Raw genomic sequence first — 16,083 nt, 5'->3', positions numbered from 1 at the left:
ATCTCAGGTCGGCGTCGTCGCGGCCGGCTTGGCGACGATGCCCGTTGCAGGCCCGATCAGCTGGCGCACCCGCGCGACCGTGCCGGCACTGTTCCAGTTGCCCGCACCGCTCAGCGTCGCCACCACTTCGCTTTTGCGGTTCACGATCACGGTGAGCGGGATGCCGTTGACCTGGAACGCCTGCAAGGCGCTCGAATTCGGGTTGAACAGCATCGGCACGCCGGTGATGCCATGTGCCTTGTAATACGGGGCGACCGCCTGGATGCCGTTGGAATCGACCGAAATCGGCAACACCCTGATCCCGTCGGGCAGTAGCACCTTGTTGATCGCGACCAGCGAGGGCAGTTCCGCGCGGCACGGCCCGCACCAGGTCGCCCAGAAATTCACCACCAGCCCCTCGCCGCGATAATGCGCGAGCGTCAGGCGGCGTCCCGCGGCGTCCATGAAATGAAACGAGGGCACCGGCTGCGGCAGGGTTTCCGCCAGATTCTGGCCGACATCGGGCAATTGTCCCGCCCGCGCCGATTTGCCGAAGCCGGCAAGCGCCGTTAAGTCAGGCAGTATCACCCCCGCGCCCAACGCCGCGAACTGCCGCCGTGAAAGTCCGATTGCCATGAATGCCGATGCTCCACCAGAAAATATCTCTAAACACGCATCTGATCATAACCCGCCGCATGCGCAATGGGCCAATCTTCAACGGGCCAGTCTGCAGTGGGGTGGGCGGTTTTCCGAGGGGCCGGCCGCGATCATGCAGGCGATCAACGCCTCGATCGGGTTCGATTACCGGCTCTGGCGCGAAGATATCCAGGGCAGCCTTGCGCACGCCTCGATGCTGGCCAGCCAGGGCATCATATCACAATCCGACGAGGCCGCGATCAGCGCCGGCCTGACCGAAATCGGCGATGCCATCGCCGCCGGCACGTTTACCTTCGACCCCGCGCTCGAAGACATCCACACCAATATCGAGGCCTGGCTGGTCGGGCGCATCGGCGAGGCCGGGCGCCGGCTGCACACCGCGCGCAGCCGCAACGACCAGGTCGCGACCGATTTCAAGCTGTGGGTGCGCAACGCGATCGATGCGACAGATATTCAGCTGCGCGACCTGATGCGCGCCCTGGCCGATCGCGCGGCGGAACACGCCGGCGCGATCATGCCCGGTTTCACCCATCTGCAGACCGCGCAGCCGGTGACCTTCGGGCATCATCTGCTCGCCTATGTCGAAATGCTGGCGCGCGACCGCTCCCGCCTCGCCGACTGCCGCCGCCGGCTCAACGAATCGCCCTTGGGCGCGGCCGCCCTCGCCGGCACCACCTTTCCGATCGACCGCGCCATGACCGCGCACAGCCTCGGCTTCGACCGCCCGACCGCCAATTCCCTCGACTCCGTCAGCGACCGCGATTTCGCGATCGAATTCCTCTCCACCCTGTCGATCATGGCGATGCATCTGTCGCGCTTCGCCGAGGAAATCATCATCTGGGTCAGCGCCCCGTACCGGTTCATCCGCCTGTCGGATGCGTTCACCACCGGGTCCTCGATCATGCCGCAGGACATGCAGGAGGACAAGGAGGCGGTGTTCAACGCGGCCGATGCGGCCGAACTCAGCATCGCCGCGATGACCGGCATGGTGCGCGACATGCAGGCCGATGAGGTTCGCATGCGCGAGGCCGCCGGGGCGGATTACGCGACCGCGACCGATCTGGCCGATTACCTGGTGCGCGACCTCGGCCTGCCGTTCCGCACCGCCCATCATGTCACCGGCCGCATCGTCGCCGCCGCCGAAGCCCGCGGCATCGACCTCGCCGACCTGCCGCTCGCGGTGATGCAGGAGGCCGAACCGCGCATCACCGAAGCGGTGTTCGCGACGCTGAGCATCGAGGCCTCGGTTGCCGCCCGCAGCGCCTATGGCGGCACCGCGCCGGCGAATGTGGCGCGCGAGGCCGCGCAATGGCAGGAGAGTCTGCGATGAAATATCTGATCCTGATCCTGGCCTGCGCCGCCCTCGCTGCCTGCGGCCGCGCCGGCGCGCCCACGCAGCCCGGGCCGGCCAGCGCGATCACCTATCCGCACACCTACCCCTCGCAATGAACGACGCGCCTGATCTCGCCCGCGACCAGCCCTGGCACCGGCTGATCGCAGCACGGCGCGCGCTCGCCTGGCACGCGATGGACGGGCTCTGCCTCGATGATGTGCCGCTCGCCGGCATCGCGGCGCGGCACGGCACACCGACCTGGATCTACAGCGCGGCCACGCTACGCAGCCGGATGGCGGCGTTGCAGGGTGAATTCGCCGCGCAGGGCCTGACGCCTGCGATTCGCTACGCCATCAAGGCGAACGATCATCTGGCGATCCTGTCGCTGTTGCGCGCCGGCGGTGCGGGTGCCGATGTGACCAGCGCGGGTGAATTCGGCCGCGCCGCGGCGGCCGGGATCGATCCGGCCGCGATGGTCTATTCCGGGGTCGGCAAGCGGGCCGAGGAAATCATCCAGGCGATCGAGGCCGGCATCGGTCAGATCAATGTGGAAAGCGCCGAGGAGCTTGCGATGATCGCGGCACTCGCCCGCGCGCGGGACCGCACCGCGCCGGTCGCGCTGCGGATCAACCCGGATGTCGCGGCCGGCGGGCACGACAAGATCAGCACCGGCCGCGCCACCGATAAATTCGGCATCGCCTATCAGGATGCCGCCGCACTGTATCGCCATGCGGCAACGCTGGCGGGAATAAGGCCGGTCGGGTTTTCGACGCATATCGGCAGCCAGATTTTCGAGATCGCGTCCTACGAGGCCGCCTATACGCGCATTCTCGCCCTGATCGATGAACTCAACGCGGCAGGGACGCCGGTGACGATGTTCGACCTCGGCGGCGGGTTCGGCATTCCGTATGACGATGGCATAGGGTTTCCGCTGCCCGCCTATGCCGCGATGGTCCGGCGGATCCTGGCCGGGCGCGATCTGGGCATCGTGATCGAGCCCGGCCGCTGGCTGGTCGCACCCGCCGGGCTCCTGCTGGCGCGGGTAACGCTGACCAAGGCGACCGAGGCCGATGATTTCGTTATTCTGGATGCCGGGATGAACGATCTGCTGCGCCCGGCCCTGTACGATGCGGTGCACGGCATCGTGCCGGTCGGCGCCGTCGAGGCGAGCGGTTGGCCGCGCGCGTGCGAGGTGGTCGGGCCGGTGTGCGAAAGCAGCGACCGGTTCGGCCGCTACGATCTGCCGCCGCTCGCACCGGGCGCGCTGGTCGCAATTCTCGATGCCGGCGCCTATGGCGCGGCGATGAGCAGCACCTATAACGGGCGGCCATTGGCAGCGCAGGTCTTGATCGATCGCGGGCAACCCCATGTGATCAGGATGCGGCAGAGCATCGAACAATTATGGCGTGACGAAATCATCCCGCCGGCATGATGGAGCAGCGCCTCGAACGGTTGCGCCGCCGGGCGCGCATCGTGCTGCTGATCGAGGCGCTCGCCATCGCCGTATTGTTGCCGCTCGGCGTGATCGCCCTGTTCCTGATCGCCACCTTGCTCGGTGCGGGCGGCTGGCAGGCGGACGTGATCGGGCTGATTGGCCTCGCCGCCGCGATCATCCATGCGAAACGCCGCTTCGCACCCCCGCAAGCCGCCGCGATCGATCGACGGATCGAGCATGATTCCCGGCTGCAACACCGCCCGATCGCGGCCTATGAGGATACGCCCGCCCTGCTCGCTGCCGGTGGCGATCCGCTGTGGCAGGCCCATCGGGCGCGGATTGCGGCGGCGATCGGCGGCGCGCGGATCGGCCGGCCGACGCCCGATTTCGCATCGCACGATCCCTATGCGCTGCGGGCGCTGCTGCTGCTGGCGCTGATCGCCGCCTGGATCGCCGCCGGTGGCGATGCCGGCCGGCGGCTCGCCGCAAGCCTTGCGGTGCCGCACCCGTTCGGCGGCGGCAGCCTGTCGCTGCAAGCCTGGATCACGCCGCCACGCTGGACCGGCGAGGCCCCGCAACTGGTCGAACCCGGCACCAAACCGATCGCCGCACTCACCGGATCGTCGCTGTCGCTGATCGTGACCGGTGGTGGAGGCGCGGCACCACGTGCCACGATCGATGGCCATACGCTGAGATTTTCCACCATCGCGACCGGCAGCTATCGCACCACGCGCGTGGTCACCACCTCGGAATCCATTGTGATCGGGCCGTTCTGGGACCGGATTGCGCGCTATGATCTGGTGGTGTCACCGCCCACGCCGCCGCTGGTCGGCTTCACCACGCCGCCCTACGCGGATCCGGACGGCAAGCGCGTCGATTTCGCCTGGCAGGTGGACAGCCGGTACGGGTTGACCGATCTGGCGCTCGCGTTCCGCCCGATCGCGGCACCGCACGCGAAACAAGGTAGCGCCGCCGTGCCGCACCCGAACGCGAGCCATGGCGATGCGCTGCTCACCCTGCTCGCCAGCCCCTATGCCGGCATGGCGGTGGCGGCCGAACTGCGCGCCACCAACCGGGCCGGCCAGATTGCGCATTCGGCGGCCGCCAGCGTGGTGCTGCCCGCACCGATTTTGCACAACCGGACAGCCCAGGCGCTCGAAGCGATCCGCCGCGCCCTCGCCCTCACACCGGCGGCGCGGCCGGCGCTGGCCCTCGCGCTCACAACCATCGCGCACGCCCCGCCCGGCCCGATCACGCCGGGGACCGCGCGTGATCTGGCTTCGTTCGCGCAAGGCTTCGCGGCCAGCACCACCGCCGCTGATCACCCCGAGGCAAGGCTGTGGACGCTGGTGCAGCGCGCCGAGCAGGGCGCTGCCTTTCGCGCCGCCCAACAACTCGCCCAGGCAAGGCAGGCGCTGGAGGCCGCGCTGCAGAAGGCGCTCGCCGGACAATCGCCCAGCGCGCAGCAATTGCAGAAACTGATCTCGCACCTCAACGCCGCCGCCCAGGCCCACAGCGCGGCCCAGGGCCAGCAGCAATCAACCAGCGCGCAGATGATGCAGATGTCCGCGATCAGCCGGCTCGCCCAGCAGATCGCCCGCGAAGCCGCCGCGGGACAGACGGCACAGGCGCAGCGCGACCTTGCAAAACTGCGCGCCCTGCTGCGCCAGTTGCAGAACGCGAAAGCCGCCTCCGCCGCCCAGCAAGCCCGGCAACAGGCGGCGCAACAAGCCTCGAAATCGCTGTCATCGGTGATGCGCCGCGAAGCCAGGCTGATGGACCATACCGCACGGCAGGATACCCCGCCCCCGATGGGCAATCAGGCCGGCAACCCGCCCAGCGCGCAAAGCCAGGCGCTGGCAAACCAACAGCACGCGCTGGAACAACAGCTCCAGATGGCGGCGCAAGCCATGGCCCAGGCCGGGATGACGCCCTCACCCCAGATCGGGCAAGGCGAAAGTGCCATGCAAAGCGCGCAGGCGCAGCTCAAACTGGGCAACCAGCCCGGTGCGCTGCCCAGCGAACGCGCTGCCATCAGCGCGCTGCAACAAGCCCAGAACGCGCTGCAAGCCATGCAGATGGGCCACGGCACCGGCAGCGGCCCCTCCGGCCTCGGCCAACGCGCCGCCGGCGGACACGGCGAATACGGCAACCAAAACCACAGCACCATCAGCCTTGGCCGCGCCGGCGCCCACTCCGACGCCCGCACCATCCAGAACGAACTGATCCGCCGCGACGCCGAACCAGACCTGCCCGCGCCGGCACATTCGTATTACCACCGCTTGCTAGGGTCCGATTTCTAGGGCTGGAAGCAAGCAAGGCAGGGGCTCTGCCCCCGCCTTGCTTCCTCCCAACCCTAAGAACCCGGCACACCTTTCGAGGTGGAATATTCGAAATGCAGGGCGGTGTCGGGGTGGACGATGGGGTGGATGGCGTGGGCGGCCATGGCGGCTTCGGCGAAGCCTTGCAGGATGAGTTTCAATTTGCCGGGGTAGGTTGCGACGTCGCCGATGGCGAAGATGCCGCGTGTGCTGGTCTCCAGGGTGGAGGGGGTGACGGCGATGTGGTGGTGGGTGAGGTCGAGGCCCCAGGTGGCGATCGGGCCGAGATCCATGGCGAGACCGAAAAAGGGCAGCAGGATATCGGCATCGAGGTGGCGTGTCTTGCCGTCGAGATCGGCGACTTCGACGGTCTGGAGTGTGCCGGCGGTGCCGTGCAGGGCGTGGAGCTGGTAGGGGATGACGAGGTCGATTTCGCCGCGTTCGGCGGCTTGGGCGAGTTGATCGGCCATTTCGGGAGCGGCGCGGAATTTGCGGCGGCGGTGGACGACCGCGACGCTGGCGGCGACGTCTTTGAGCGCGATGGCCCAGTCGACCGCGGAATCCCCGCCGCCGGCGATGACGACGCGTTTGTTGCGGAACGCCTCGCGTTTTTTGACGTAGTATTGCACCGCACCGGTCGCCTCGAAGGTGGCGAGCCCATCGAGCGGCGGGCGATTGGGGCCGAAGGCGCCGGCGCCGGCGGCGATGATGATGGTTTTGGCGTGGATGGCATCGCCGTGGTCGGTGGTGATGGTGAAATCACCGGCGCTGCCGGCGATGCCGGTGACGATGCGGCCAAGCAGGCGCGGGGTGGTGAAGGGTTCGATCTGGCGTTCGAGATTTTCGATCAGGGTTGCCGCCTCGATCGCGGGGTGGGCCGGAATGTCGTAGATCGGTTTTTCCGGGTAGAGGGCAGCGCACTGGCCGCCGACTTCGGCGAGCGCATCGATCAGGACCGTGCTGAGTTTCAGCATGCCGCATTCGAAGACGGCGAACAGCCCAACCGGGCCGGCACCGATAATGGCCACATCGGCCGAGATGGGGTCTGACATCATCTCTCCGTAACCGAACTGGCGATAGGGTCAATGATCAGACGGGCGGATTGGAATTTTGCGATAGCCGCGATGATTTTGCGATAGCGGCGCGGTTGGCGCAGGATCGGCACATGGCGATTCGCAGGATGGCGCTGGAGTCCGAGATGGCAACCGTTTCGCTGGCGCGGGATTTGGCGGCGCGCGCCGTGGCGGGCGATGCGTTTTTGTTGAGCGGGCCGCTCGGTGCGGGCAAATCGACCCTGGCGCGGGCGTTCATTCGCGCGCGGGCGGATGATGCCGCGCTTGCGGTGCCGAGCCCGAGTTTCACGCTGGTACAGATTTATGATCTGGCGCCGCCGGTCGCGCATTTCGATTTATGGCGGCTGGGCGGGCCTGACGATGTCGAGGAATTGGGGTTGGAGGCGGCTCTGGCGGGGATCGTGCTGATCGAATGGCCGGACCGGTTGGGCCTGTTCGCACCGGCGGATGCCGTGCGGATCGCGCTGGCGTGGGGCGATGGCGCGCGGCGGGATATCACGATCGAGGGACCGGAGCGGTTGATCGGATGACGCCATCGGTCGCGTATGTGCCGGCCTCGGTGCCGTTTCTGCCCGCGCTGGCGCGGGCCTGGCTGGATGCGGCGCGCGCGGCGGGGCGCGATGTGGCGGATGGGTTGCTGATCCTGCCGACGCGGCGCGCGGCGCGGGCGGCGGCTTCGGCGTTTCTGGAGGCGAACGGCGGCCCGCTGATCATGCCGCGGATTGCCGCGATCGGCGCGGCCGACGAGGCGGCGCTGGGGATCGAGGCGGGGTTGGAATTGCCGCCGGCCATTCCGGCCGAGGAGCGGCGCACGATATTGGCGCGGCTGATCCTCGGCATGGGCGGGCGTGACGGCGCGCCGCAGCGGCTGGCCGAGGCGTTGATGCTGGCGGATGATCTGGCCGTGCTGATCGATGCGGCAGAGCAGGCCGAGATCGATCTGGCGGCGACCTTGCCGGGGATCGTCGCCCCCGACCTTGCGGTGCATTGGCAGCGGATTCTGGATTTTCTGAGCATCGTGACGCGGTTATGGCCGGATGTGCTGGCCGACCGCGGCGCGGTGGACCCGGCGCGGCGGTTGCGGCTGCTGATCGATGCGCAGGCGGATTTCTGGGTGGCGGCACCGCCGGTGACGCCGGTGTGGCTGGCCGGGCTGGCAGTGGCGACGCCAGCGGTCGCGCGGTTGGCGCGCGTGGTGGCCGGGCTTGAGACCGGCAAAGTGGTTCTGGCCGGGTTTGATGCCGACATGAAGGCGGATGATTGGGCGCATCTCGCCGATCTGCCGACCCATCCACAGGCGGGGTTGTTCCGGTTGCTAACCGCGATGGGCGTGCAGCGCGATGAGGTAGTGCCGTTGATCGCGGCGGATACCGGTGCGCGGGCGGGTCGGGTTGGCTTGTTGCGGCAGGCGTTTCTCCGCGCGGCGATGCCCGACGATCCAGCATCGGCGGGGTTTTCGACCGATGGTGTGCTACGGCTGGATGCCGGCGATGAGCAGGACGAAGCACGGGCGATTGCGCTGGCGCTGCGCGATGCGCTTGATTCGCCGGGGCGCGTCGCCGCCCTGGTCACGCCGGATCGCGGCTTGGCCCAATTGGTGTCGGCCGAATTGCTGCGGCTCGGCATCCGTGCCGAGGATAGCGCGGGCGAGGTACTGGCCGGCACGCCACCCGCGGTGCTGCTCCGGCTGCTGGCTGCGGCGCAGGATCAGGATTACGCGCCGGTCGCCTTGCTCGCCGTGCTGAAGCATCCGCTGGTGTTTGCCGGGCGGGACAAGCAGGCGTGCCGGCGCCTGGCGCGGCAGGTGGATTTATGGCTGCGGGTCGCCGCACCCGGGCCAGGATTTGCGGCGATGCTGCGGGCGCCGGATGATGAGAAATATCGTGAAATCAATCGATTCATCAGTAATCTTCAAGTTCTGCTGGAGCCGGTGATTGCGGCGTGCACGCCGATGGCAATCGGGCCGGCGGCGTTGATCGGCGGGCTGATCGCGGCGGCCGAGGCGATCGCCACGGATGAGACCGGCCGCTGTGTGCTGTGGGATGCCGAGGCGGGGGCCGCGCTGTCCGAGCATCTGGCGGTGCAGTTGGCGGCGCTGGAGGGGCTGGCGCCGGTCGATCCGCGCGAGTTGGCGGCCCTGCTCGATGCCGTGTTGGGCACCGCGCGGCTGCGCCGGCCCCGCGCGCGGGACGCCAATCCGCGCGTCGCGATCTGGGGCATCATGGAGGCGCGGTTGCAGAGCGTCGATACGCTGGTGCTGGGCGGCATGGTGGAAGGTGTGTTTCCGGCCGAGCCCGACCCCGGGCCGTGGCTGTCGCGGCCGATGCGCCGGGCGGCGCAACTGCCTGATGATGCAGCATTGATCGGCGAGGCGGCACATGACGTGACCAGCCTGATGGCAAGCTGCGGCACGGTTATCCTCTCAGCGCCCCGCCGCCGCGGGCGCGCACCGGCGGTGCCCTCGCGCTTTCTGGCCAGGCTCGACCTCGTGCTGCTGGGGGCGGGGCTGGCGCTGGAGGCGCATCCCGCCGCGGCATGGGCGGCGCAGCTGGATCAGCCGGCGGCGCGCACGGTGCGGCCGAAGCCGGCCCCCCGGCCGCCGGCGGCAGCGCGTCCAGTGGAATATTCGATTTCGGATATCACGACCCTGCTGGCCGACCCCTACGCGATCCATGCGCGGCGGATCATGCGGTTGCGCCCGCTCGACGCGCTGGATGCCGAGACCGATGCGGCGCTGTTCGGCACCCTGGTGCACGACGGGCTGGCGGCGGTGTCAGGCAAGCCGGATTGGGCGCTGAACGATACGGCGCCCGCGCTTTTGACGGCGGCGTTCGAGCGCGAACTCGCCAGGCATCGGCTGCGGCGGGCGCTGACGGCGTTCTGGCGGGTGCGGCTCGCGCGAATCGCCGAGTGGATCGTGGGGATCGAACGCGCGCGGATCGGCGAGTCCGGTGTGGCGGATGCGATTGCGGTGGAATTGCCGGGCGCGTGGCAATGCGGCGGCTTTACCGTGAAGGGGCGCATCGACCGGATCGAGCGGCGCAGCACGTCCTTGCAGATCATCGATTTCAAGACCGGATCACCGCCGAACGACGGCGCGGTTGAAGCAGGATCGGCACCGCAACTGCCGATCGAGGCGGTGATCGCCGAGGCCGGCGGGTTTGCCGGGTTTGCCGGGCTGGTCGACGAGCTCGCCTATTGGAAACTCTCCGGCGGAGCGACCGAGGGACAGACACGGGCCTTGCTGAAGGGCGATGCGGCGCGGGTGCGTTCGGTGATCGAGACCGCACGGACCGCGATTCCCGCGCTGCTGGCCTATTACGCCGATCCGGCGACGCCGTTTTTCGACCGGCCGAGCCCGGCGCGCACCACGTTCGACAGCCCGTTCGCCGGCGTATCGCGCCGCGCCGAGTGGGAGGACAGCGCGTGAGCGGCGCAAATCTTACGGCCGAGGCGGCGCAAAGGGCGGCGTCCGACCCCGCTGTGTCCGCCTTCGTCGGGGCATCGGCGGGGTCGGGCAAGACCAAGCTGCTGACCGACCGGCTGCTGCGGCTGATGTTGGCCGGTGCGCCGCCGGCGCGGATCCTGTGCCTGACGTTCACGCGCGCGGCGGCGGCGGAAATGGCGATCCGCCTGCGCGACCGGCTGGGGCGATGGGCGATCGCGGCCGAGGCGGCGCTCGATGCCGATCTGGCATCGCTCGATGTAGCGGGTAGTGCGGCGGTGCGGGCACGCGCGCGCGCGCTGTTCGGGCTGGTGCTCGATTTGCCGGGCGGCATGCGGATCGACACGATCCATGCGTTCTGCCAGTCGCTGTTGCGGCGGTTTCCGCTCGAAGCGGGGGTTTCGCCGCATTTTGTCGTCGCGGATGAGGCGGAATCCGCGCTGCGCAAGCGGGCGGCGCGCGAGGATTTGCTGAGCACGCGGGTGGATGAGCCCCATCCGGCCTTGAAACTGCTGGCGGGCGAGATTTCCGAGGTGCAGTTCGGCGCGCTGATGGACCGGCTGCTGGCGGATTCGCAGGCGCATCTCGCACGATTGCTGGATCGGCATGGCGAGGCGGGTGCGATCATGGCGATGCAGCGCGCCGCGATCGATGCGCCGGATGCGAGCGATGCGCAGTTGTGGGACGAGGCGGTGCGCCCGGATGAGGCAATGCTGCGGCCCGCGCTCGATCGGATTGCGCGGCAAAGCTCGCCGGCGGCGCGCAACAAGGCGTTGCTGCTGCTCGACTGGCTGGCGTGCGACCCGGCGAGCCGGCTGGCGGGGTGGCCATCCTGGCTGGACGGGTTTCTGACCGGCAAGGGCGAGCCGCGCAAACTATCCGGGCTGATCAACAAAAGCCTGGGTCAGGCAGCACCCGGGCTGGCCGATGTGCTGGCGGCGGAGCAGGCGCGGATTTTGCGCTGCCTCGATCGGTTCGCGGCGAAGGAGGTGGCGGCCCTGTCCGCCGCGCTGACCGAGGTGCTGCTGCCGATCCACGCGGTGGCCAGCGCCGGCAAGCTGCGGGATTCGCGGTTCGATTACGGCGATCTGATCGCGCTGGCAGCGAGGCTGCTGTTCGACCCCGGTGCGGCCTGGGTGCTGTTCAAGCTCGACGGCGGGATCGATCATATTCTGCTCGATGAGGTGCAGGATATCGCGCCGTCGCAATGGGGCGTGATCGATGCGATCGCGCGGGAGTTTTTCGCGGGCGACGGCGCGAAGACCGATGTCAGGCGGACGATTTTCGCGGTCGGCGATCGGAAACAGTCGATCTACTCGTTCCAGGGGGCCGATCTCGCGAGTTTCGACGCCTGGCGCGCGGGCATCGGCGGTCGGGTGCGGGCGGCGGCGGCGCGCTGGCACGAGGGCACGCTGGCGACCTCGTTCCGGTCGTCGGCACCGGTGCTCGGGCTGGTGAATCGTGTGTTCGAGGGGGTGGCCCGCGCCGGGGTGGTGCTGCCGGGCGAGGCGTTGGTCCATGGGGTGAGCCGGGCCGGTCAGGCGGGCTCGGTGGCGTTGTGGCCGCTGGCCGACCCGGACCCCGAGGCGGATCTGCCGGCCTGGGCGCCGGCGGAGCGGTACGCGCGGCAGGATTCGGCGCGGCGGCGGTTGGCCGAAGGGCTGGCGGGCTGGATTGCCGCGAATATCGATGTGATGAAACTGGAATCGCGCGGGCGGACGCTGCAGGCGGGCGATATTCTGATCCTGGTGCGCAGCCGCAACGAGTTCGGGCCGGCGCTGACCCGTGCATTGAAGGATGCCGGCGTGCCTGTGGCGGGGCTCGACCGGATGGTGCTGACCGAAACACGGGCGGTGGCCGATCTGGTCGCCCTCGCACAGGCGGTGCTGCTGCCGGAGGATGATGTCGCGCTGGCGACCGTGCTGGCCAGCCCGCTCGGCGGGTTGAGCGATGATCAGTTGATGGCGCTCGCGATCGGGCGGGGCGGCACGCTGCGCGATGCGCTGTTTGCGCGGGCGGACGAGACGCCGGAGTATCGCGCGGCGCGGGATTTTTTCGCCGCGGTGCAGGCGCGGGCCGATTTTGTCTCGCCCTACCGGCTGTTCGCCGAGGTGCTCGGCACGCTGGGCGGCCGGGCGCGGCTGCTGGCGCGGCTGGGGCCGGAAGCGGCCGAGCCGATCGATGAATTGCTGGCGACCGCGCTGGAGTACGGCCAGCGCGAGGCCCCAAGCCTGCAGGGGTTTCTGGCGGCGCTGGAGGCTTCGGCCGCCGAAATCAAGCGTGAGGCGGAGGCGGCGGGCGATCGGGTGCGGTTGATGACCGTGCATGGCGCGAAAGGCTTGCAGGCGCCGCTGGTCATTCTGCCCGATACCACCAGCGTGCCGCAGCAGCGCGAGACTTTGTACTGGCTGACCGTGCCGCAGAGCGATGTGCTGGTGCCGGTGTTCTGTCCGCGCGCGGATCTGCGCAGCAGCGCCGTGGCCGCTGCGGTGGCGGCGGCCGGGCGGCTGATGATCGAGGAATACAACCGGCTGCTCTATGTCGCGCTGACGCGGGCCGAGGATCATCTGGTGGTGTGCGGCGCGGCACCGAAAAAAGCGCTGCCCGAGACCTGCTGGTACGAGGCGGTGCGCGTGGCATTCGGGCAGATGGACGGCGTGGTGGAACAGGATGTCGCCCTGCCCTGGGCGGCGCAGGCGGCGGTGGTTTCCTGCGCGCAGACGGCGGCGCCGGACCGCACCGGGCGGCAGGTCGCGGCGCGGCTGGCACCCCTCCCCGGCTGGATCGGGCCCGAAACCGGCTGGCGCGCGGCAGCACCGCCGGAACCGCCGGATCGGGTGGATCGGCTGGTGCCGAGTCGCAGTGCGGAGGGTGAGGCGCGCGGGTTGGCCGCCGCCTCGCCGCGCGCGGGCGCGCGGGCGGCCGGGCGGGCGGCGGCGATGGCGCGGGGGCGGCTGATCCATGCGCTGTTGCAGCATCTGCCCACCGTGGCAGCCGCCGAGCGGCGCGACCGGGCGGCTGCCTATGCGGCGCAGGCCGGGCACGGGTTGGACCGGGACGCGCAGCGCGCCGTGGTGGATGCGGTGATGCAGGTGCTCGATCATCCAGCGCTGGCGGGTCTGTTCGGCCCGGGCAGCCGGGCCGAGGCGCCGGTGGCGGGCGTGGTGCAGGGCGTGGAGATCGGCGGGTTGATCGATCGGCTGGTCGTGCTGCCGGACCGGATCGTGATGGCGGATTTCAAGACCGACCGGCAACCGCCGGCCGATGCCGCCGCAATCCCCCTGCCCTACCTGGCGCAGCTGGCGGCCTACGCGGCAGTACTGGGGGCGATTTATCCAGGCCGGGCGGTGCAGGCGATGCTGGTGTGGACCGCGAACGGCACGGTGATGCCGGTGCCAGAGTCGGTGCTGGCAAGGCATGCGCCGCGGCGGCAGCAGGGATCGGCTGATGGCGCGGGCGCATTAGAGGGGTAGGTTAAGAACGCGCTTCTTTTTTGAAAAAAAGAAGCAAAAAACTTTCTTGAATCTGGGGCACGGGCGTTGGAACCGGCACGGGACCAGATGAATAAAGTTTTTTTGCTTCTTTTCTGTTCACAAAAAAGAAGACTCTTCCCCCTCCCCTACGCATCCCAGCCCCGCGCCCGATTGCCCTGACGCATGATCCGCGCCATTATTTTGCAATAGATAAAGGAGTACCGCTCATGAGCGCCGTGACAAAACCTGTTTCCGATGCCGAGTTTTCCATTTCGGTGCTGGAATCGAAAGAGCCCGTGCTGGTCGATTTCTGGGCCGAGTGGTGCGGCCCCTGCCGGGTGATCGCGCCCGCGCTGGAGGAGCTTGGCGGGGAGTATGCTGGCAAGCTGTCGATCGCGAAGGTGAACATCGATGAAAACCCGATGACGCCGACCAAATTCGGCGTGCGCGGGATTCCGACCTTAATCCTGTTCAAGGACGGCAAGGCCGCCGCCACGCATGTGGGTGCGGCGCCGAAGAGCGTGCTGAAAGCCTTCATCGACAAAAATCTCTGATGCCATCTGACGATCCGGAGGCGCCGCCGCCGACGCATCCGATGATCCGTGCCATCGCCATGCCGGCCGACGCCAATGCGAACGGCGATATTTTCGGCGGCTGGCTGATGGCGCAGATGGATCTGGGTGGCAGCAATCTGGCCGGGCGCGTCGCGCACGGGCGGATCGCGACCGTCGCAGTGGACGCGATGAGCTTCATCCGGCCGGTGAAAATCGGCGATGAGGTGAGTGTCTACGCCGATCTGGTCTCGGTCGGGCGGACCTCGATCAAGGTGAATGTCGAGGCCTGGCGGCGCGCGCGCGATTCCGAGAACGAGCGGCGGGTGACCAAGGCGGTGTTCACCTTCGTTGCGATCGACAGCGAGGGACGGCCACGACCGATCGTGGTGGGGTCAGACAATCTCCGATAACGGCTGTGCTATGTCTTCGAGCGATTTGCCGGCGGAATCGGGGCCGATCAGGGCTTCGGTGACGGCGGCGATCAGCATCAGGCCGCCGCCGAGCAGATAGCCATCCATCAAGTTGCCGCGGTTGCCGCTGCCGATCAGGGCGCCGAACAGAATGGGCCCGACGATGCCGCCGATCGCGGTACCGAAGGCGTAGAACAGCGCGATCGCGATGGCGCGGATCTCGAGCGGGAAGCTTTCGCTGACCGTGAGATAGGCTGAGCTCGCGGCCGCCGAGGCGAAGAAGAAAATGATGGTCCACGCGGCGGTCTGGCTGGCGGCGGATAGAACGTTGTGGGCAAACAGCGCGCCAGTGATCGCCATCAGAACACCCGAAATGCCGTAGGTCGCGGTGATCATGATGCGCCGGCCCAACGTGTCGAACAGGCGGCCGAGCAGCAGCGGGCCGGCGAAATTGCCGAGCGCGAAGGGCAGGATATACAGGCCGATGCGCGCACTCGGGACATGATAGAATTTGGTGAGCACGAGCGCGTAGGTGAAGAAAATGGCGTTGTAGCAGAAGGCCTGGGCGGTCATCAGCGTGATGCCGAGCACGGCGCGCTCGCGGTAGCGCGTGAAGAGGGCGCGCAGGCCGACCACGAACCACGATTTGACATCGGTGCGCAGTCGGATCGTTTTCAACGGATGATCGGGCGGGGCAATGCCGATGCGGGTTTCAATGCCGGTGACGATGGCGGCGGCTTCATCGGGCCGGCCATGCGTCATCAGCCAGCGCGGGCTTTCGGGGATGAAGCGGCGCAGCAGCAACGCGATGGCCGCGATCAACCCGCCGATGATGAAGGCGGCGCGCCAGCCATACGCGACCGGGATAATCGCGGGGTCAAGCGCCGCGAGCGCGCCGATCGCACCGAGCGCCGCACCGATCCAGTAACTGCCGTTGATCACCAGATCGGTGAAGCCGCGCATGCGGGCGGGAATGAGCTCCTGGATGGTCGCGTTGATCGCGGAATACTCGCCGCCGATGCCGGTACCCGTAATGAAGCGGAATACCAGCAGCGAAGTAAAACTCCAGGCCAGCCCTGAAGCGATCGTGGCCGTTAGATAAACGAGTAGCGTGATGGTGAAGAGTTTTTTGCGGCCAAGCCGATCGGTCAGCCAGCCAAAGAACAGCGCGCCCAGCACGGCGCCGGCGACATAGGCGCTGCCGAGCGCACCGACATCCGCGCTCGATAGGTGCATCGACGGCGATTTGGCGATGGCACCGGACAGCGAGCCGACCATGGTGACCTCAAGCCCATCGAGAATCCAGGTGACGCCGAGGGCGCAAACCACCAGCCAGTGAAACCGCGCCCAAGGCAGACGGTCGAGCCGTGCGGGAACATCGGTTTCGACCGTTTGCGTCATGG

At 68.3% G+C, this 16,083-nt stretch carries 12 protein-coding genes; 9 read left to right on the top strand and 3 right to left on the bottom strand.

What is annotated here, in order from left to right; all coding sequences use genetic code 11:
- Positions 1-3 precede the first annotated feature (3 nt).
- Entirely contained in the window at positions 4-615 is a 612-nt protein-coding gene (locus tag B7X49_RS07480; protein WP_286703085.1) for a TlpA disulfide reductase family protein, read from the bottom strand.
- Between B7X49_RS07480 and argH the strand changes: the two genes are divergently transcribed.
- From argH to B7X49_RS07460, 4 genes are read left to right on the top strand one after another with little or no spacing between them, the layout of a single operon-like run.
- Positions 614-1,966: an argininosuccinate lyase gene (argH, locus tag B7X49_RS07475; RefSeq protein ID WP_286838838.1), complete on the top strand. Its 1,353-nt coding sequence runs from the start codon at positions 614-616 to the stop codon at positions 1,964-1,966. The two genes, B7X49_RS07480 and argH, sit on opposite strands and share 2 nt — an antisense overlap.
- A complete protein-coding gene (locus B7X49_RS07470; RefSeq protein ID WP_281174436.1) occupies positions 1,963-2,085 on the top strand; it encodes a hypothetical protein in 123 nt (40 codons plus the stop codon). The genes argH and B7X49_RS07470 overlap by 4 nt, the downstream gene beginning before the upstream one ends.
- Complete coding sequence (lysA, locus tag B7X49_RS07465; protein WP_286703083.1) at positions 2,082-3,401, top strand: diaminopimelate decarboxylase; 1,320 nt, start codon at positions 2,082-2,084, stop codon at positions 3,399-3,401. Before B7X49_RS07470 ends, lysA begins: the two co-directional genes overlap by 4 nt.
- A complete protein-coding gene (locus B7X49_RS07460; RefSeq protein ID WP_286838834.1) occupies positions 3,398-5,707 on the top strand; it encodes a DUF4175 family protein in 2,310 nt (769 codons plus the stop codon). Before lysA ends, B7X49_RS07460 begins: the two co-directional genes overlap by 4 nt.
- Before the next feature lie 53 nt (positions 5,708-5,760).
- Here the strand turns inward: B7X49_RS07460 and B7X49_RS07455 are convergent, their stop codons facing one another.
- Complete coding sequence (locus B7X49_RS07455; RefSeq protein ID WP_286703081.1) at positions 5,761-6,777, bottom strand: NAD(P)/FAD-dependent oxidoreductase; 1,017 nt, start codon at positions 6,775-6,777, stop codon at positions 5,761-5,763.
- Between the two features lie 113 nt (positions 6,778-6,890).
- Between B7X49_RS07455 and tsaE the strand changes: the two genes are divergently transcribed.
- The 5 genes from tsaE to B7X49_RS07430 all read left to right on the top strand — a co-directional run bounded on the left by tsaE (position 6,891) and on the right by B7X49_RS07430 (position 14,680).
- Positions 6,891-7,328, top strand: a complete 438-nt coding sequence (gene tsaE, locus B7X49_RS07450) for a tRNA (adenosine(37)-N6)-threonylcarbamoyltransferase complex ATPase subunit type 1 TsaE (RefSeq protein WP_286703080.1) — start codon at positions 6,891-6,893, stop codon at positions 7,326-7,328.
- Positions 7,325-10,228, top strand: coding sequence for a double-strand break repair protein AddB (gene addB, locus B7X49_RS07445; RefSeq protein WP_286703079.1), 2,904 nt, complete (start codon positions 7,325-7,327; stop codon positions 10,226-10,228). Before tsaE ends, addB begins: the two co-directional genes overlap by 4 nt.
- Positions 10,225-13,716, top strand: coding sequence for a double-strand break repair helicase AddA (gene addA / locus B7X49_RS07440; RefSeq protein ID WP_286703078.1), 3,492 nt, complete (start codon positions 10,225-10,227; stop codon positions 13,714-13,716). The genes addB and addA overlap by 4 nt, the downstream gene beginning before the upstream one ends.
- A 227-nt stretch (positions 13,717-13,943) precedes the next feature.
- Positions 13,944-14,270 carry a thioredoxin gene (gene trxA, locus B7X49_RS07435; protein ID WP_029313273.1) on the top strand — a complete coding sequence of 109 codons (327 nt, stop codon included), beginning with the start codon at positions 13,944-13,946 and terminating at the stop codon, positions 14,268-14,270.
- Positions 14,270-14,680 carry an acyl-CoA thioesterase gene (locus B7X49_RS07430; protein ID WP_286703077.1) on the top strand — a complete coding sequence of 137 codons (411 nt, stop codon included), beginning with the start codon at positions 14,270-14,272 and terminating at the stop codon, positions 14,678-14,680. Before trxA ends, B7X49_RS07430 begins: the two co-directional genes overlap by 1 nt.
- Here B7X49_RS07430 and B7X49_RS07425 read toward each other — a convergent pair.
- Complete coding sequence (locus B7X49_RS07425; RefSeq protein ID WP_286703076.1) at positions 14,663-16,081, bottom strand: MFS transporter; 1,419 nt, start codon at positions 16,079-16,081, stop codon at positions 14,663-14,665. The two genes, B7X49_RS07430 and B7X49_RS07425, sit on opposite strands and share 18 nt — an antisense overlap.
- Positions 16,082-16,083: the final 2 nt, after the last annotated feature.

Origin of the sequence: Acidiphilium sp. 34-64-41 (genome assembly GCF_002282635.1) — a bacterium.
Lineage (GTDB): Bacteria > Pseudomonadota > Alphaproteobacteria > Acetobacterales > Acetobacteraceae > Acidiphilium > Acidiphilium rubrum.
This window is presented reverse-complemented; position numbering and strand designations above follow the sequence as displayed.

Excerpts from the sequence above, each read along its gene's own strand:
- argH (WP_286838838.1), top strand. The coding sequence starts at position 614 with ATGAATGCCGATGCTCCACCAGAAAATATCTCTAAACACGCATCTGAT.
- B7X49_RS07480 (WP_286703085.1), bottom strand. The coding sequence starts at position 615 with ATGGCAATCGGACTTTCACGGCGGCAGTTCGCGGCGTTGGGCGCGGGG.
- B7X49_RS07470 (WP_281174436.1), top strand. The coding sequence starts at position 1,963 with ATGAAATATCTGATCCTGATCCTGGCCTGCGCCGCCCTCGCTGCCTGC.
- lysA (WP_286703083.1), top strand. The coding sequence starts at position 2,082 with ATGAACGACGCGCCTGATCTCGCCCGCGACCAGCCCTGGCACCGGCTG.
- B7X49_RS07460 (WP_286838834.1), top strand. The coding sequence starts at position 3,398 with ATGATGGAGCAGCGCCTCGAACGGTTGCGCCGCCGGGCGCGCATCGTG.
- B7X49_RS07455 (WP_286703081.1), bottom strand. The coding sequence starts at position 6,777 with ATGTCAGACCCCATCTCGGCCGATGTGGCCATTATCGGTGCCGGCCCG.
- tsaE (WP_286703080.1), top strand. The coding sequence starts at position 6,891 with ATGGCGATTCGCAGGATGGCGCTGGAGTCCGAGATGGCAACCGTTTCG.
- addB (WP_286703079.1), top strand. The coding sequence starts at position 7,325 with ATGACGCCATCGGTCGCGTATGTGCCGGCCTCGGTGCCGTTTCTGCCC.
- trxA (WP_029313273.1), top strand. The coding sequence starts at position 13,944 with ATGAGCGCCGTGACAAAACCTGTTTCCGATGCCGAGTTTTCCATTTCG.
- B7X49_RS07430 (WP_286703077.1), top strand. The coding sequence starts at position 14,270 with ATGCCATCTGACGATCCGGAGGCGCCGCCGCCGACGCATCCGATGATC.
- B7X49_RS07425 (WP_286703076.1), bottom strand. The coding sequence starts at position 16,081 with ATGACGCAAACGGTCGAAACCGATGTTCCCGCACGGCTCGACCGTCTG.